Consider the following 15,528-nt stretch of genomic DNA (forward strand, 5'->3'; position numbering starts at 1 on the left):
ATGCTCTTCCTGTGGGAGGGGACGGCGAGGCGCCGCTGCCAGCACGATAGCGATTTCAGACTCGGCGAGCCAGAGAATTCTGAAATCGGTATCGCATGTCCATCGTCCTCAGCGATAACGGTTTCATCTCGCCCTTGCGCTCAACTGAAATCGGTATCAGTATCAGTCGAGCTTCCACCGGGAGCGAGCCCTTCCCACTCCACGACGACGAGGAGCCCCTGTGCCGAACGACCTGACCTGGGGAGACCCCGAGGACCTGCAGCTGACGTTCGCCTGCGACGCCGATGCTCCGTTCCGGCTGGTCGCGCTGACGGCCCGCGGTGTCGCGCTCCGGGCGACGCACGTCGCTCCGTTCTTCGAGATCACCACCGTCGCCGCCGGTCACGCCCCGGCGAGCAGCCGGCTGACCCACTCGCAGCTCGGCACCGCACTGCGCTACGTCTCGCACCGCGAGAGCGTCGTCGACGGCCTCGACGTGCTGGAAGTCACGGCCGAGGCGCCGGGACTGGTCGCGACCGCCGTGCTCCGAAGGGTGCCCGGCGTCGCCGCCGTCACCTCCGAGGTCGTCGTCCGCGCGGTCGAGCGGCAGGTGCTGCGGTCCGTCGCCTCGTGGAGCTGCGACCCGGGCGCCACCCCCGCCACCGGCACTGCGGGGCCGACCGGCAAGGAGTTCTTCGCCCGCTGGTCGCTGCTGCGCGGCCGCAACGACTGGCTCGGTGAGGGCCGCTGGAGCAGCACGCCGCTGCGCGAAGCCGGCCTGGTCACCCTCCGCGAGGACATCACCGGGCACGACCCGCGCGGCGCGGTCGGCGCGGTCTCGACCGGCAGCTGGTCCACCGGAGAGCAGCTCCCGGTCGCCGGCCTCCACGCCCCCGACGCCGCCCTCCTCTGGCAGATCGAGCACAACGGCGCCTGGCGCTGGGAGGTCGGCGAGGACATCGACGGCGGCTCGATCGCCCTCTCCGGCCCGACGGACCTCGACCACGGCTGGCTCTGCGTGCTCGAGCCCGGCGAGGAGTTCCGCTCCGTCCCCGTCACGGTCGCCGTCGGCGCCGACACGACGGCCGCCGCGGACGCGCTCACCCTCAGCCGCCGGGCCCGGCGCCGCGCGCACCCGGACAACGCGGCGATGCCCGTCGTCTTCAACGACTACATGAACACCCTCGACGGCGACCCGACCACCGCGAAGCTGCTGCCGCTGATCGACGCCGCGGCCGCCGCGGGCGCCGAGATCTTCTGCATCGACGCCGGCTGGTACGACGACAGCGGGGTCGCCGGCGGCTGGTGGAGCAGCGTCGGCGCCTGGCAGCCCTCCACGGTCCGCTTCCCGGACGGCCTCTGCGAGGTGATCGAGCGGATCCGCGCCCGCGGTCTGGTGCCGGGGCTGTGGCTGGAGCCCGAGGTCATCGGCGTGGACAGCCCCCTCGCCGGCGAGCTGCCGGACGACGCGTTCCTGCAGCGCGCCGGCGCCCGGATCGAGGAGCACGAGCGGTTCCACCTCGACCTGCGCCACCCCGCGGCGCGCGCGCACCTCGACGCGACCGTCGACCGGCTGATCGCCGACTTCGGCATCGGCTTCTTCAAGCTCGACTACAACATCGACGCCGGCCCCGGCACCGACCGCGACGCCGACTCGATCGGCGCCGGCCTGCTCGGCCACAACCGCGCCTACCTCGCCTGGCTCGACGGCGTGCTCGACCGGCACCCGACCCTGGTGATCGAGAGCTGCTCCTCGGGCGCGATGCGGCAGGACTGGGCGGTGATGTCCCGCCTGCAGATGCAGTCGACCTCCGACCAGCAGGACTTCCGCCGCTACCCGCCGATCGCGGCGGCCGCGCCGATGATGCTCCTCCCGGAGCAGGCCGCCAGCTGGGCGTACCCGCAGGCCGACATGGACGACGAGGAGATCGCGTTCTGCCTGGTCACCGGGCTCCTCGGCCGGTTCTACCTCTCGGGCTACCTCAACCGGATGTCCGACCCGCAGCTCGCCCTGGTGCATGAGGCGGTCGCCGCGGCGAAGCGACTCCGCGGGCCGATCGCGGCGTCCCTCCCGCGCTGGCCGCTCGGGCTGCCGGGCTGGACGGACGACGCGGTCGCCCTGGCGCTGCGGACCGAGGACGAGCACCTGGTCTCGGTCTGGCGCCGCAGCGGCAGCGACGACGTCGTGCTGCACGTCCCGGACCTGCGCGGTCAGGACGTCGACGTCTCGGTCGTGTTCCCGGTCGCGCTGACGGCCTGGCCCGTCGAGTGGGAGCCCAGCACTGCCCGCCTCATCGTCCGGCCCACCGGCTCCGGTCCCTCCGCCCGCACCTTCCGCCTGTCCCTCCGCACCACCTGACCCCTGCCGGATCCACCCGTCCCGGCACACCCTCTCCCCTCACAGAAAGCTCGAGTATTTCGATGAAGAAGTCACTCCTCAGCGCGGCCGTCCTCACGGCGGCCTCCGCCCTGCTCCTCGCCGGCTGCAGCGACCCCGGGGCCGGCGGCGGCACCGCGGGCGGCGGCGCCGCCCCCGCCTCCTGGCCCGCCCAGGACGCCGACCTGTCCGGCACCGATCTCACCATCTGGGCCGCGCAGAACTCCAACACCGTCCCGGAGTCGGTGATCGAGGGCTTCGAGGAGCTCACCGGCGCCAGCGTCGACGTCGAGACGATCCCGGACCCCTACGAGCAGGGCGTGCAGACCAAGGTCGCCACCGGCGACAAGCCCGACCTCGCCTTCTGGCAGCCCACCGCCTCGCAGCTCACCGCGCTGAACGCGTCGACGAACCTGCAGAGCCTCGACGGAGCGCCCTGGCTCGAGGACGTCGACCCCTCGCTGAAGGACATCACCGGCCTGCTCGACGACACCCGCTACGCCGCGCTGGTCACCACCCCCGCGGTCGAGGGCGTCTACTACAACAAGAAGGTCTTCGAGGCGAACGGCATCACGGAGACGCCGACCGACTGGGACTCGTTCGTCGAGCTCGGCCGGCAGCTGAAGGACAAGGGCGTCACCCCGTTCTTCGAGATGGGCGCCGACCGCTGGGCCACCCAGTGGTGGGTGCAGGTGCAGCTCGCCGACGCCGCGAAGGACGGCCTCTGGGACCGCGTGAACTCGGGCGAGGAGAAGTTCACCGACCCGACCATCCAGGGCACGATCGACACCTACAAGGGCCTGATCGACGAGGGCCTCTTCAACGAGGACATCAAGACCGCGACCTTCGAGGACCAGGGCGCGGCCCTGCTCGCCGGCGACGCCGCGATGGTCGTCCAGGTCAACTCCTTCTTCGGCCAGCTGCAGTCGCTGTCCGACACCGCGACGCTCAACGACACCATCGGCTTCTTCCCGATCTCGCCCTCGGGCAACGTCGGCACCTTCATCCCGGACCAGTCGAACGCGCTCGTCGCCTTCGCGACCGGAGACGAGAAGAAGGAGGCGGCCTCGCGCCAGCTCCTCTCCTACTGGCTCGGCGACGGCTACTCGGACTTCGTCACCGCGCAGGACACCATCTCGCTCCAGCCCTCGGTCACCACGCCCGACACCGTGCCCACCGCGCTCGTCTCGGTCAGCGACTCCGTCGGCGACTCGGTCGGCTCGATGCAGGCCCAGGCCATCGCGAACCCCGACCTGTACATCTACCTCGCCGACATGATCCAGGGCACCAAGACCCCGGAGCAGGTCGCGCAGGCCACGCAGGACCAGTTCGCGCAGCTCGCGAAGGCGCAGGGCGCCACCGGCTTCTAGCCGCTCGACACCGGGGCCCGGCCACGACGGCGGGCCCCGGACCCTCCCGCGCACGACCCCCTCTCTCGAAAGGCAGTGCCCCGCGTGTCCACCACCCGAGCCGCCGCGCCACCCCGGGTCCTCGCCCGCGCCGTGAAGACCGGCGGCATGCCGAGCGGACGCCGCTCCGACCACCCGCTGGTCTTCCTCGTGCCGGCCCTCCTGGTCCTGATCGTCTTCTTCTTCGTGCCGACGGTGTTCAACTTCGTCTACGCCTTCACCGACTGGTCCAGCTTCAAGGCCGCCATCGGCTTCGTCGGCGTCGCGAACTTCGTCGACCTCTTCCAGAGCGGCACGCTGATCCAGGCGCTGCGGGTGACGCTGGTCTACGCGGTGCTCGTCGCGGTCTTCCAGAACGTCTTCGGCCTGATCCTCGCGCTGCTGTTGGAGAAGGACACCCGGGTCAACCGCTTCGCCCGGGTGATGTTCTTCATCCCGGTGATCATGTCCGCCCTCGCGGTCGGCTACGTCTTCCAGGCGCTGCTCAAGCCCGACGGCGCGCTGAACGGGATCCTCTCCTTCGTCTCCGGGCAGCCGGTCTCGATCGCCTGGCTCGGCGACACCACCTGGACGATCGTCGTCGTCGCCCTGATCCACTCCTGGAAGTGGATGGGCCTGTCGATGCTCATCTACCTGGCCGGGCTCAAGACGATCTCCGGCGACGTGCTCGAGGCCGCGCGCCTGGACGGCTCCTCCTGGTGGCAGACCTTCCGCGACATCCGCTTCCCGCTGATCGCGCCGGCGCTGACCTTCAACGTCGCCACCGCGCTGCTGGGCTCGATGAACGGCTTCGACATCGTCCAGGCCACCACCGAGGGCGGCCCCGGCGGCACGACCGAGCTGCTCAACATCTTCATCTTCCGCACCTTCGGCCAGGGCCTGTTCGCGCAGGCGACCACCATGAGCCTGATCCTCTTCGTCACCGTCGCCGTCCTCGCCTTCCCCGTCATCCGCACCCTGCGCCGTCGAGAGGACGTCCTGTGAGCACCGTCATCGAGCGACCGGTCACGTCCACTCCCGCGGCCCCGGAGTCGCGGGTCCGCCGCTCCCGCCGCCCGCTGCTGCAGCCGATCGCCGCCCTCGCCGCCGTCGCCCTGCTGCTCGGCGTGCCGTTCTGGCTGATCATCAGCACCGCCGGCAAGACCCAGGCCGAGGCGCTGAACCCCAACCTCGCCGCCCCCTCGCAGTGGCAGCTGCTCGAGAACTTCGCGACCGTCTTCACCGACGGCCGCATGGTCCCCGCGTTCCTCGGCAGCGTCCTCGTGATGGTGCCCTCGGTGCTCGGCGTGCTCGTGCTCGGCTCGATGGCCGCCTGGATCCTCGGCCGCCGCACCGGCCGCGGGATGGCCGTCGTCTACGCGCTCGCCATCAGCGGCATCGTCCTGCCGCCCGCGGTCGTCACCGTGGTGCTGCTGCTGCGCCAGCTCGGCCTCGCCGGCACCGCCGTCGGCATGGTCGGCGTCTACATGGGGATGTACCTCTCGACCGTGATCTTCTTCGTCACCGGCTTCGTCCGCACGATCCCCGCGGAGCTGGAGGAGGCGGCCCGCGTCGACGGCGCGCGGCCGATCCGGGTGTTCTTCACGATCATCCTGCCGCTGCTGATGCCGGTGCTCGCGACCGCGACGATCCTGATCTGCCTCTACATCTGGAACGACGTCTTCTACGCGCTCTTCGTGGTCGGCGGCCGGCTCGACACCCTGCCGCTGAACCTCTACCAGGTGGCCAGCGCCGGGCTCTACCTGCAGAACTGGCACCTGATCTTCTCCTATATCATCCTGATGAGCCTGCCCCTGCTCCTGGTGTTCGTCTTCGCGCAGCGCAAGATCATCTCCGGCATCACGAGCGGCGCGGTGAAGTGACCACCGCCGGAGCCCGCGGCACCGAGCCGGTCGCCCTCGCTCCGTCGTGGCTCGCCGGGCACTTGCAGGACGGTCGAGGACGGAAGCGGGACGGCGTGACGCGCGACAAGGCGACGAGAGCCCCGGTCATCGCCGACGTCGCCCGCCTCGCCGGCGTCTCCGTGCCGACCGTGTCGCGGGTGCTGACCGGTGCCGCGCGGGTCGCTCCCGACAAGCGCGAGCGGGTGCTCGCGGCCATCGCCGAGCTCAACTACCGGCCCAGCGCCGTCGCCCGGAACCTCGTCACCCGGCGCTCGCGCACCATCGCCGTCGTCGCCGGCAACACCTCGCAGTACGGCTACGCCGAGGCGATCCGCGGCATCGAGGAGGAGGCGCGCGCCGGCGGCTGGACCGTCACCATCACCGTCGTCGAGTCGGCGGACCCGGAGCACGTCGAGCGGGCGCTCTCCTCGGTGCTCGACCAGAGCCCCGACGGCATCGTCGTCCTCAAGTTCGATCCGCCCGGCGTGGCCGTGCTCGCGGCGATCCCGGAGACCGTGCCGGTCGTCGCGCTCTCGGGGGTCCGCGGGCGGCGGCCGCAGGCGGTGCTCGACGAGCTCCGCGCGGCTCAGGCGCTGACCGAGCACCTGCTCGAGCTGGGCCACGCGACGGTGCACCACATCCGCATCCCGCCGTCGCGGCGCGAGGACGGCCGGACGACCGGCTGGCGCCGCGCGCTGAAGGCCGCGGGAGTGGCCACGGCGCCGACCCCGTTCGAGGCGACCTGGGAGCCCGAGTCCGGGCGGCTGCTCGCCGCTCGGCTGGTCGAGGACCCGAGCGTCACCGCCGTCTTCTGCGGCAACGACGAGATCGCCATGGGAGTGATCAAGGGCATCACCGAGGCCGGGCTGCGCGTCCCCGAGGACATCAGCGTCGTCGGCTTCGACGACCACCCGCTCGCCCGGATGTGGACGCCGGCCCTGACGACCGTCCGCCAGGACTTCGCCGGCCTCGGCCGCCGCGGCTTCGGCCTGCTCCTCCCCGCGATGGAGGGCCGCACGGGCGCCGCCTTCTCCTCCGAGCTCCCGGAGCTCGTCCTCCGCGAGAGCGCCGCGGCCCCGCGCCCGCGCGCCTGACCGCCGGCTGCTCGAGGAGAGGCACGCCTCCCGGAGGGGTGGTTCTCGATACGCCGCCTGCGTCGGCTACTCGACCAGCATGCACGGCACGCGGACTCCCCGACCATGCTGACCGGACGGCCCGCGCAGCGGCCCCCACATGCTGATCGAGTAGCCCGCGCAGCGGGCGTATCGAGATCCAACGTCCCCCGGAGCCCGGGTCTCGATACGCCGCCTCCGGCGGCTACTCGACCAGCATGCTCTGCACGCGGGCTCCTCTTTCATGCTGATCGAGTAGCCCGCGCAGCGGGCGTATCGAGATCCACCGTCGCCGGACACGTCGAGCGCCTTGCTCCTGCCGCAGCGTCATGTGGTCTGCTCGAAGCACGTCCCGACCCGACCCGGAAGGCCCGCCATGCATCCGTTCCCGACCCCGCCCCGTGAGGTCCTGATCGGCGACGCCGCGGCGTTCGTCGGCGTCACTCCCCGGGCGATCCGTCACTACCACCAGGTCGGCCTGCTCCCCGAGCGCGAGCGCGGCGGCGACGGGCGCCGCCGGTACGGTTACGAGGAGATCATCCGGCTGCTCTGGATCCGCCGGATGGCCGAGGCGGGCATCGCCCTCGACGACGTGCGCGACGCCTTCGCCGGCGCCGCGCCGGACAGTGCGGACGGCGCGGACGAGGTCGCGGACGTCCTCGCGCGGCTGGAGGACACCCTCGCCGCGCAGGAGGCCGAGCTGCAGCGGCAGCGGGCCTCGGTGCAGCGCATGCGCACGCTCGGCAGCCGGCTGGGCCTGCTCGACGACCTCGTGTCCGGCCGCCTCGAGAGCGCGCCCGAGGGCTCGCTGCGCCAGGACGACCTGGACGTCCTGCTGGTCACCGAGCGGGTGTTCGGCCCGCTCGGCGCCGCCATCCAGGCCGGCCGCTTCGCCGCTCTCGCCGCGCACCCCGACCTGCGCGCCGCGTCCGACCGCGTCGACGCCGCCGAGGAGGCCCTGGACGATACCGTCGCCGTCGACGACCCACTCGTCGCGCAGGTGGCGGCCGAGCGGCACGCCTTCGAGACGGAACTGCTGCGCGTCTGCGTCGAGTCCGGTCAGCTGGAGGAGGACGACGCTCTCGCCGACGCCTGGGACGAGCGGCACCCGCCCGAGGACGCCGAGACGCCCGCCCCCGCGGCCGATCCGCGTGCCCGGAGCGCGGCGGACGTCATCCGGAGTCTGCCCTACGACTTCTCCCCCGCCCGCGTGCGCTGCATGGAGCTGGCCGTGCAGCTCGGCGTGGAGGAGCCGCCGGCGTCCTGACCGCCCGGGTCAGCCCGCGCGGATGCGGTCGGCGAGCTCCTGCGCGTCCTCGTCGCCGGGGAGGATCTGCACCGAGTCGCCCTCGATCGCCTGCATCACGGCCACGGCCGAGACGACCACGTCGCCGGCTCGCAGCAGCAGGCGCGCGTCCGGGCCGGCGCCGGCCGCCTCCGCCGTCGCGTCCCGGAAGAGCTCGGCGCCGTCCTCGTCGAAGCGCACGTCGACGGTCTGCGCGTCGCCGGTGCCGGACACCTCGACCGAGGCGACACCCGCCCGGGTGAACGCCGCCGGGTCGACGAGCACGTCCTGGCCGCCGACCGCGGTGCACTGCGGATCCGCGCCCGCCTCGCAGACCGCGGACACGGCGAGGTCGAGCCCGCCGCCGGACCCCTCCGGCTCGGGATCCGCGGGCGAGGCGCAGCCGGAGAGCGCGAGCAGAAGGATCCCGACGGCTCCTGCGATGGTGTGCTGACGCCCCACGATGCCCCCCTCGGGTCTCGGAGCGCGCCACGATACCGAACGCTCGCGGGCACCGCACCCGCCGGCCTCATCGACCCCCTGCCGATCGAGCAGCCCCTTCTTGCCGATCGAGCAGCCCGCGCAGCGGGCGTATCGAGATCCACCGTCCCCAGCACGCCGGGTCTCGATACGCCGCCTGCGGCGTCTACTCGACCAGCATGAGGCGGGCGCGCGAGTGGACCCGGACCGGGCTCCGGCCTGGGCGTAGCGCCCGACGCGCGTCCACTCGCGCGAGCCGGAACCGCCGAGTGGACGCGTACAGGGGCCTGCTCGGGACTCGAGGCCCGTCGCGGGTCCACTCGAGGATTCGTGCTGATCGAGGAGGCCGCAGACCGGGCGCATCGGGTTCAGGAGGGTGGGTCTCGATACGCCGTCTCCGGCGGCTACTCGACCAGCATGAAAGACACGCCGTCTGCGGGGGCTACTCGACCAGCAGGGAAAGGCTCGTCGCCGGGGGCGGCTACTCGACCACCATGATCACTCGAAGAGGGAGAGGGTGAGCGTCGAGCTGTAGTCGCCCGCGTCGACGGTGGTGGGGGTCTTGAGGGTCAGCGCCGCGTTCGCGGTCCAGGAGCCCTCCTCGGCGACGCCGGCGGAGTCGTTGGTGATGGCGAGGAGCTCCTGGTCGACGAGGCCGACGCCGTCGGGGCCGCCGTCGAGGGCGGTGTCGACGACGTCGCCCTCGGCGACGAGGCCGGAGTCGCCGCCGTCGATCAGGTTCGGGGCCCAGCCGAGGTTCTCCGCGCCGATGGTGTCACCGGTCGACGAGGTGAAGTCGCTCGCGGTGCCGAGGACGTACCAGCCGGCGCCGTCAGGGATGTCCGCGGCGTCGCGGGTGTCGGTGACGGTGACCGTGGGGAGGGTGCCCGTGAACTGGCGAGCCACGCTGTTCGAGCCGTTCTCGGTCAGGGCGGTGGAGTCGCTCGCGACGGTCATCGAGAGCGAGCCGGGCGTGGTCAGCGGTGCGATCTGCACGTTGACGTCGACGTCGTCGGCGCCCTGCTGCTCGTCGGCGAAGGCGGTGCCGGCGACGCCGAGCAGGAGCAGGAGCAGGCCCCCGGCGATGCCGACGGCGCCGCGCGTGAGGAGGGGGCGGATCCGTGTGGAGCGGGTGGTCATGGCGGGGTCTCTCCGTTCTCCGGTCGGCACCGTCGCCGACTCGTGTCGCGCACTCCGACTCCCGAATCGATCAGTATCGATCACGAAGGAACCCTCGGTCGCGCTGCCGAGCACACTACCCCGTGGTGCGTCCGCACGGAAAGACCCTGCTTGCACGCTGCTTCGCGCCGTTGCGCCCGGGAAAGCCCTCGGTTACGGTGACCTCAGCGATCGCTCTCTGCCTGTCCTGAAATGATCGGATGTGGCGGATCGCTCATCCCATTCGACTCGACGACGAGGCGCAACCATGCTCAACCGCTCCCCCTGGCACGCTCGAGGCTCGCAGCCCGAGCCCTCCTCCCGCCGCAGAAGGGAGGGCAGGGGACGCGGCCTCGTCGCGGCAACGGCGCTCGGCGCCCTGCTCGCCTCCGGACTCGCGCAGGCCGCACCGGCGCAGGCGGCCCCCTCCGACGTCCAGGCCGTGACGATCACGGCGGCCGACGTCGCCGCCGCGGCGAAGAGCGTCAACGCCCTGACCTTCAAGGGCTTCGGCATCCTCTCCGCGAACTCGACCAGCGCGCTGCTGCTCGACTACAAGTCGCAGCACCCCGAGAAGTACTGGGAGCTGATCGAGACGCTCTTCGGCGGCGAGCACCCGATCATGACCACCATCAAGATCGAGATGGGCAACGACCGCAACACCTCGACCGGGCCGAACGTCGCGACGATGCGCTCGCGCGACGAGTACCCGAACGTGCAGCGCGAGCCCGGCTTCCAGCTGGCCGCGGACGCCCAGAAGGTCGCCGAGGGCGACGTGCACGTCAGCATCCTGCGCTGGAGCCGCCCCACCTGGGTGACCAGCGACGAGGACCAGTACATCTGGTTCAAGAACACCGTCCTGGCGGCGGAGCGCGAGTACGGGATCATGGTCGACTCGATCAACCCGGACACCAACGAGACCACGAGCCCGAACGCCGCGCTCTACAAGAAGTTCTCGACCTGGCTCCGCACCGACACCAAGGGCTACGAGGGCGCGAGCGCGCAGGACCCGAGCAACGGCTTCGCCTCGGCGGACGAGGGCGAGCGCTACCGCGCGATCCGCACGGTCGCGGCGGACACGGTCGGCACTCCCCCGACCTCCTTCGGCGACCAGCTGAGTTCGACCACCGACCCGTCGCTCCGCGACGCCGTCGACGTCGTCGGCTTCCACTACGCCACCTCGGACGACGCGAACGGGAACCTGAAGAGGTTCGCGCAGACCTACGACAAGGAGATCTGGAACTCCGAGGGCCAGGCGACCTTCTCCAACTCCGCCGACCGCCCGAACAACACGAACCCCGACGGCCAGGGCGGCACCGGGACCGAGTTCGGCGGCACCAACAGCGCGCTCGAGATGAGCAACTGGGTCACCTCCGGCTTCGCGAAGTCGCTGCGGACCCTGAACATCTTCCAGCCCGCGATCGGCTCCTTCTACGACGGCTTCCAGTACTCCTCGAAGGAGCTCGTCAGCGCCCGCGACCCGTGGTCGGGCTGGCTCTACTACGACGGCGGCCTGGCCGCGGTCGAGCAGTACACGCAGTTCGCGCAGCTCGGCTGGGAGAACGAGGACAACACCGCGGGCGTCTGGCGCGGCATCCCGCAGGCCTCCGGCAGCGCGCTCGGCGGCGGCAATCCGCCCAGCGGCGCCTCGACCGGCGCGGTGTCGTACACGACGCTCGCCGCGCCGGACGGCTCGGACTTCTCGACCGTGATCGTCAACGACAGCCCGTTCGAGAAGACCTACGCGATCTCCGCGGAGGACCTCGACCTGGGCGACGACCGCACGATGGAGGTCTGGGAGACCCGCGCGGCCGACGCCGGCGAGGCCTACGACGCGAACTACGTCGTGCCCGTGTCGGAGCTGTCCGCCGTGGACGGCGTGTACACGGTGACCGTGAAGCCCTGGTCGACGGCGACCGCCACCACGCTCGACCACGCGGCGAGCGCCGGCGGTGTCCTCACTCCGCGTGAGGGCTACGGCTCGACCCTGCCGACCTCGCCCGAGTACACCGACGCCGACGGCGGTCGCGACGTGCTCGACACCGACGCGAGCGGCGACGTCAACGGCGTCACGACCGACTCCGTCCTCTACGCGGACGACTTCGACTACGCCGAGGCCGCGGACATCCGCTCCTACGACCCGGCGACCGGCGCGCTGAGCGACTCCGGCGAGTCGTTCCTCGACAGCCGCGGCGCGAAGGCGAAGCCCGCCGGCACCCCCGCGGTGCAGCCGGAGGACGACGGCGCGATCCCGCGCTACACGAACGACACCAACGGCGCCTTCGAGTCCGTGGCCACCGGCGACGCCGCGCGCGACCGCGTGCTGCGCCAGCAGGTCGGCCCGGGCATGAACGGCCCCGCCTGGAACGGCGGCGATCCGAAGACGACGATCGGCGACTACCGCTGGGCGAACTACCGCGCCTCGGTCGACGTGCTCTTCGAGAACGGCGGCACCCCGTACGCGACCCTCGGCGCCCGCGAGCAGGGCGGGACGCCCAACGGTCAGAACGTCTCCGCGGCCGAGCTGCGGGTCGACGCGACGGGCGCCTGGAGCCTGCTGCGCTACGGCACCTCCGTCGCGTCCGGCACCGCCTCCGCCACCCCCGGCACGGCGTTCCGCACCGGCACCGGAGTGTGGAACCGGATCGCCGTGCAGGTGGCGGGCGACCGCTACACCGCCTACCTCAACGGCGTGCAGGTCGCCGCGTACGCCGACCCGGCGCCGCAGGCCGCGGGGCGCGTGCAGCTCGGCTCGGCCTTCACGTTCACGCAGTTCGACGACCTCGTCGTCGAGCAGGTGCCCGGCTTCACTCCCTACTACTCCACCGTCGTCGACGGCATGCACCAGACCAGCTGGAGCGACGGCTCGACGCCGATCCTCGAGTTCGACGAGCAGTGGACGCACGTCAACGGCCAGGGCATGTTCGAGTGGCAGCGCACGGCGTCGAAGAGCACCGGCAAGGGCGCGGCGCTGAGCTACTCCTTCACCGGGACCGGACTCGACGTCCTCGGCAGCAACACCGGGGCCGCGACGCTGAACGTCACGGTGGACGGCGTCCGGGTGGCGACGAACGCGCCGACCTGGGCGGCGGGCAGCGAGCGCACGGCGTTCCAGCTCCGCGGTCTCGCGGACGGCGCGCACACGGTGGTGCTGGAGACGGCGAACGACGGCGTCCTGAACGTGGATGCGGTCGGCGTGGTCGTCGCGAACGCGGACTCGTCCGCGGTCGACACCACCGCCCTCGCGGCGGCGCTGGCGACGGCCGAGCGCTTCGTCGAGGCGGAGTGGAGCGCCTCCTCCTGGGCTCCGTTCGCGAGCGTCGTGGGTTCCGCCCGATCGGCGCTGGCCGACCCGGCCGGCTACGGCCTCGACGCGGAGGGGGCCGCCGCTCTGGTGGCGCGCCTCAGCCGGACCGCCGCGGAGCTCGTGCCCGAGGGCGTGAGCACCGACGTCCGCGACCTCGGCCTGATCGCCGGGACCACCTCCGCCGGACTGCCGAAGACCCTGACCCTCGAGGGCGCCGACCGCGCCGTGACCTGGGACGCGGGAGCGGCGCAGGCCCTCGCCGGGACGGCCGAGCTCGGCACGGTGCGGCTGACCGGCCGGACCACCGAGAAGGTCGCCTCGACCGGAGTGTTCCAGCGCTTCTCGGTGCCGCTGCTCGTCACTCCCGCCGACCTGCGCTACTTCGTCGACTCGGGTTCGAGCGGCTCGGCGGCCGGATCCGCCTACGCGGCCGTGAAGGCGAGCCAGCCGGGCGTCCTCAACGACGCCGCCGACCGGAAGTGGGACGGGGTGTCCGCGGGGAGCACGTGGGGCTACTCGACCACGTCGACCGGCGCGGTCGTCCCGGGCAACCCCGCGGACTGGAGCTCCTCGTACGTGCCGGCCGACTTCGGCAAGCCCGTCGTGACGCACCTGACGCTGCCCGCCGGGACCTACGACGTCGTCGCCGTGCAGGCGCCGCGGGCCGGATTGACCACCAACGTCGTCTCGACCGTCACCGCGGCCGGCACGACGAAGCGCGCCACCGCGGTCTCGACCGGGGCGGCCACGCCGGTGCGCCAGCAGGTGACCCTCGCGGCGCCGGGCGTCGTCGACGTGTCCTTCGGGACCGACGGGACGAGCGGCTACAACGCGCGGCTCGCGCTGGTCTACGTCCAGAGCGTGACCCGCGACCTCGGCTACCAGGGCGCGCTCACCGCGAGTGCCGCCCTGCCGACCACTGTGACGGTCGACGGCGCCTCCGTCGGCATCACCTGGGACGCGGACTCCGCGGCGCAGACCCGCACCGACTACGCGCCGGTCACCCTGCGCGGGACGCTCGCGAACGGCGCGAAGGTGACCGCGCGCTACGAGATCGTGCCGGAGGGGCTCGTCTACTACATCGACTCCGGCACCGCGGCGACCTCCTCGCCGCAGTACGGCGCGGTGCAGGCGGCCGTCCCGTCGCTGCTCAACGCCGTGTCGGACCGGGCCTCGACCGCCGCCGACCAGTGGGGCTTCGCGCCGGAGGGCATGAAGGTGAAGACCGGGACGGACCTGAACGACAAGTTCTCGACCGGTCTCTACCAGGACACGACGCAGCTGATCTACCGGCTGCCGCTGGCCGCCGGGACGTACACGCTGACGGGCGGGTTCACCGAGTGGTGGAACCTCAGCCGGACGATGAACCACACGGTCTCGGCCGGGGGCGTGGAGCTGGCCAAGGGCAACATCCCGCTGTCGGGCACGAGCACGCCGCTGACCGGGGCGCTGACCTTCACCCTCGCTGCGCCGACCACGGTGGAGTACCGGGTGACGAACGAGGGCGCGGGCGGCGAGAAGCCGGTGATCTCGTGGCTCGGAGTCGCGGCGGTCGCCCCCGCCGCCCCGGCGCTGCCGGACCTGGACGTGACGGTGCAGAGCCGGTGCGTCGCGGGCAAGGTGCAGCTGGGCGTCACCGCGGTCAACACGGCCGACGTGCCGGTGGGGATCACGATGACGACGGCCTACGGCGAGAAGGCGTTCACCGCCGTCGCGCCCGGGAAGAGCGCGTTCCACTCCTTCACCACCCGGGCCAAGACGGTGCCGGCCGACGCGGTCGACCTGACCGTGACGGGCACCGTCGACGGCGAGGACGTGGCGCGCGAGCAGAGCGAGGAGTACCCGGCCGCGAGCTGCTGAGGATCGGTGCGGGAGCCGGCGCCGCCTTCGTGAGGAGGGCGGCGCCGGCTCCAGCGTGTGCGGGGGCTGGAGCCTGGAGTGAGCCTGTGCGAGTTCTCAGTGTCCACTCCACGGAGCTCGGGCGGGCGGCGGTCGCGCCTACGGTCGAGCACGAGCACGACGGCGTGCGGCACTCCCCCTCGAGATCCGCTCCGACCGGAAGGCACGCCATGACCACCACGCTCGACCGCCCGACCACCTCCTCCTCGGCCCGCCGCGGCGCGCTGCCGGGGGCCTCCGCCGGACTGCTCGTCCTCCGCCTCGCGCTGGGCGCCGTGTTCCTCGCGCACGGCTGGCAGAAGATCGCCGTCGACGGCCTCGCCGCGACGACCGAGGGCTTCGGAGCGATGGGGATCCCGTTCGCGGCCGTCCTCGCCCCGGTCGCCGCCTTCACCGAGCTGCTCGGCGGCGCCGCGATCATCGTCGGCCTGCTGACCCGGATCGCCGCCGCCGGCCTCGCGATCACGGCGGTCGTCGCGCTCGTCGTCGTCCACCTGCCGAGCGGCTTCTTCGCCGCTACCGGCGGCATCGAGTTCGTCCTGGTGCTGGCCGCCGGAGCGGTGGCGCTCGTGCTGACCGGCCCCGGCCGCCTCTCGCTCGACGCGCTGCTGCGCCGCCGCCGCTGACCCCGGATCTGCT

Annotated in this window: 10 protein-coding genes; 8 read left to right on the forward strand and 2 right to left on the reverse strand. The window is 72.3% G+C overall.

What is annotated here, in order from left to right; all coding sequences use genetic code 11:
* Positions 1–220 precede the first annotated feature (220 nt).
* The 6 genes from MT350_RS08965 (at position 221) to MT350_RS08990 (ending at position 8,027) form a co-directional block, all read left to right on the forward strand.
* Positions 221–2,338 carry a glycoside hydrolase family 36 protein gene (locus MT350_RS08965; RefSeq protein ID WP_243615779.1) on the forward strand — a complete coding sequence of 706 codons (2,118 nt, stop codon included), beginning with the start codon at positions 221–223 and terminating at the stop codon, positions 2,336–2,338.
* A 62-nt stretch (positions 2,339–2,400) separates the two neighbouring features.
* The gene (locus tag MT350_RS08970) at positions 2,401–3,726 is read left to right on the forward strand and encodes an ABC transporter substrate-binding protein (RefSeq protein ID WP_243615780.1); all 1,326 of its coding nucleotides are present in this window, start codon (positions 2,401–2,403) and stop codon (positions 3,724–3,726) included.
* Positions 3,727–3,810: 84 nt separating this feature from the next.
* Positions 3,811–4,749, forward strand: a complete 939-nt coding sequence (locus MT350_RS08975; protein WP_243599493.1) for a carbohydrate ABC transporter permease — start codon at positions 3,811–3,813, stop codon at positions 4,747–4,749.
* Complete coding sequence (locus MT350_RS08980; protein ID WP_243615781.1) at positions 4,746–5,627, forward strand: carbohydrate ABC transporter permease; 882 nt, start codon at positions 4,746–4,748, stop codon at positions 5,625–5,627. The genes MT350_RS08975 and MT350_RS08980 overlap by 4 nt, the downstream gene beginning before the upstream one ends.
* On the forward strand, positions 5,624–6,742 hold the full coding sequence (locus MT350_RS08985; RefSeq protein WP_243615782.1) for a LacI family DNA-binding transcriptional regulator: 1,119 nt from the start codon (positions 5,624–5,626) through the stop codon (positions 6,740–6,742). The genes MT350_RS08980 and MT350_RS08985 overlap by 4 nt, the downstream gene beginning before the upstream one ends.
* Before the next feature lie 394 nt (positions 6,743–7,136).
* Complete coding sequence (locus MT350_RS08990) at positions 7,137–8,027, forward strand: MerR family transcriptional regulator (RefSeq protein WP_243615783.1); 891 nt, start codon at positions 7,137–7,139, stop codon at positions 8,025–8,027.
* A gap of 9 nt (positions 8,028–8,036) precedes the next feature.
* Here MT350_RS08990 and MT350_RS08995 read toward each other — a convergent pair whose 3' ends face one another.
* Together MT350_RS08995 and MT350_RS09000 are read right to left on the reverse strand one after the other, a co-directional pair.
* Positions 8,037–8,507 carry a hypothetical protein gene (locus MT350_RS08995; protein WP_243615784.1) on the reverse strand — a complete coding sequence of 157 codons (471 nt, stop codon included), beginning with the start codon at positions 8,505–8,507 and terminating at the stop codon, positions 8,037–8,039.
* A 516-nt stretch (positions 8,508–9,023) separates the two neighbouring features.
* Positions 9,024–9,665, reverse strand: coding sequence for a hypothetical protein (locus tag MT350_RS09000; RefSeq protein ID WP_243615785.1), 642 nt, complete (start codon positions 9,663–9,665; stop codon positions 9,024–9,026).
* Between the two features lie 286 nt (positions 9,666–9,951).
* Here MT350_RS09000 and MT350_RS09005 point away from each other — a divergent pair, with 286 nt between their 5' ends.
* Together MT350_RS09005 and MT350_RS09010 are read left to right on the forward strand one after the other, a co-directional pair.
* Positions 9,952–14,850 (forward strand): hypothetical protein, encoded by a 4,899-nt coding sequence (locus MT350_RS09005; protein ID WP_243615786.1) that lies wholly within the window; start codon positions 9,952–9,954, stop codon positions 14,848–14,850.
* Between the two features lie 209 nt (positions 14,851–15,059).
* Positions 15,060–15,515 carry a DoxX family protein gene (locus MT350_RS09010; protein ID WP_243615787.1) on the forward strand — a complete coding sequence of 152 codons (456 nt, stop codon included), beginning with the start codon at positions 15,060–15,062 and terminating at the stop codon, positions 15,513–15,515.
* Positions 15,516–15,528 lie beyond the last annotated feature (13 nt).

The sequence above is a fragment of the Rathayibacter sp. VKM Ac-2928 genome (assembly GCF_022815545.1).
Lineage (GTDB): Bacteria > Actinomycetota > Actinomycetes > Actinomycetales > Microbacteriaceae > Rathayibacter > Rathayibacter festucae.

Coding starts and splice junctions, on each gene's coding strand:
- MT350_RS09005 (WP_243615786.1), top strand. CDS start 9,952: ATGCTCAACCGCTCCCCCTGGCACGCTCGAGGCTCGCAGCCCGAGCCC.
- MT350_RS08970 (WP_243615780.1), top strand. CDS start 2,401: ATGAAGAAGTCACTCCTCAGCGCGGCCGTCCTCACGGCGGCCTCCGCC.
- MT350_RS08990 (WP_243615783.1), top strand. CDS start 7,137: ATGCATCCGTTCCCGACCCCGCCCCGTGAGGTCCTGATCGGCGACGCC.
- MT350_RS09000 (WP_243615785.1), bottom strand. CDS start 9,665: ATGACCACCCGCTCCACACGGATCCGCCCCCTCCTCACGCGCGGCGCC.
- MT350_RS09010 (WP_243615787.1), top strand. CDS start 15,060: ATGACCACCACGCTCGACCGCCCGACCACCTCCTCCTCGGCCCGCCGC.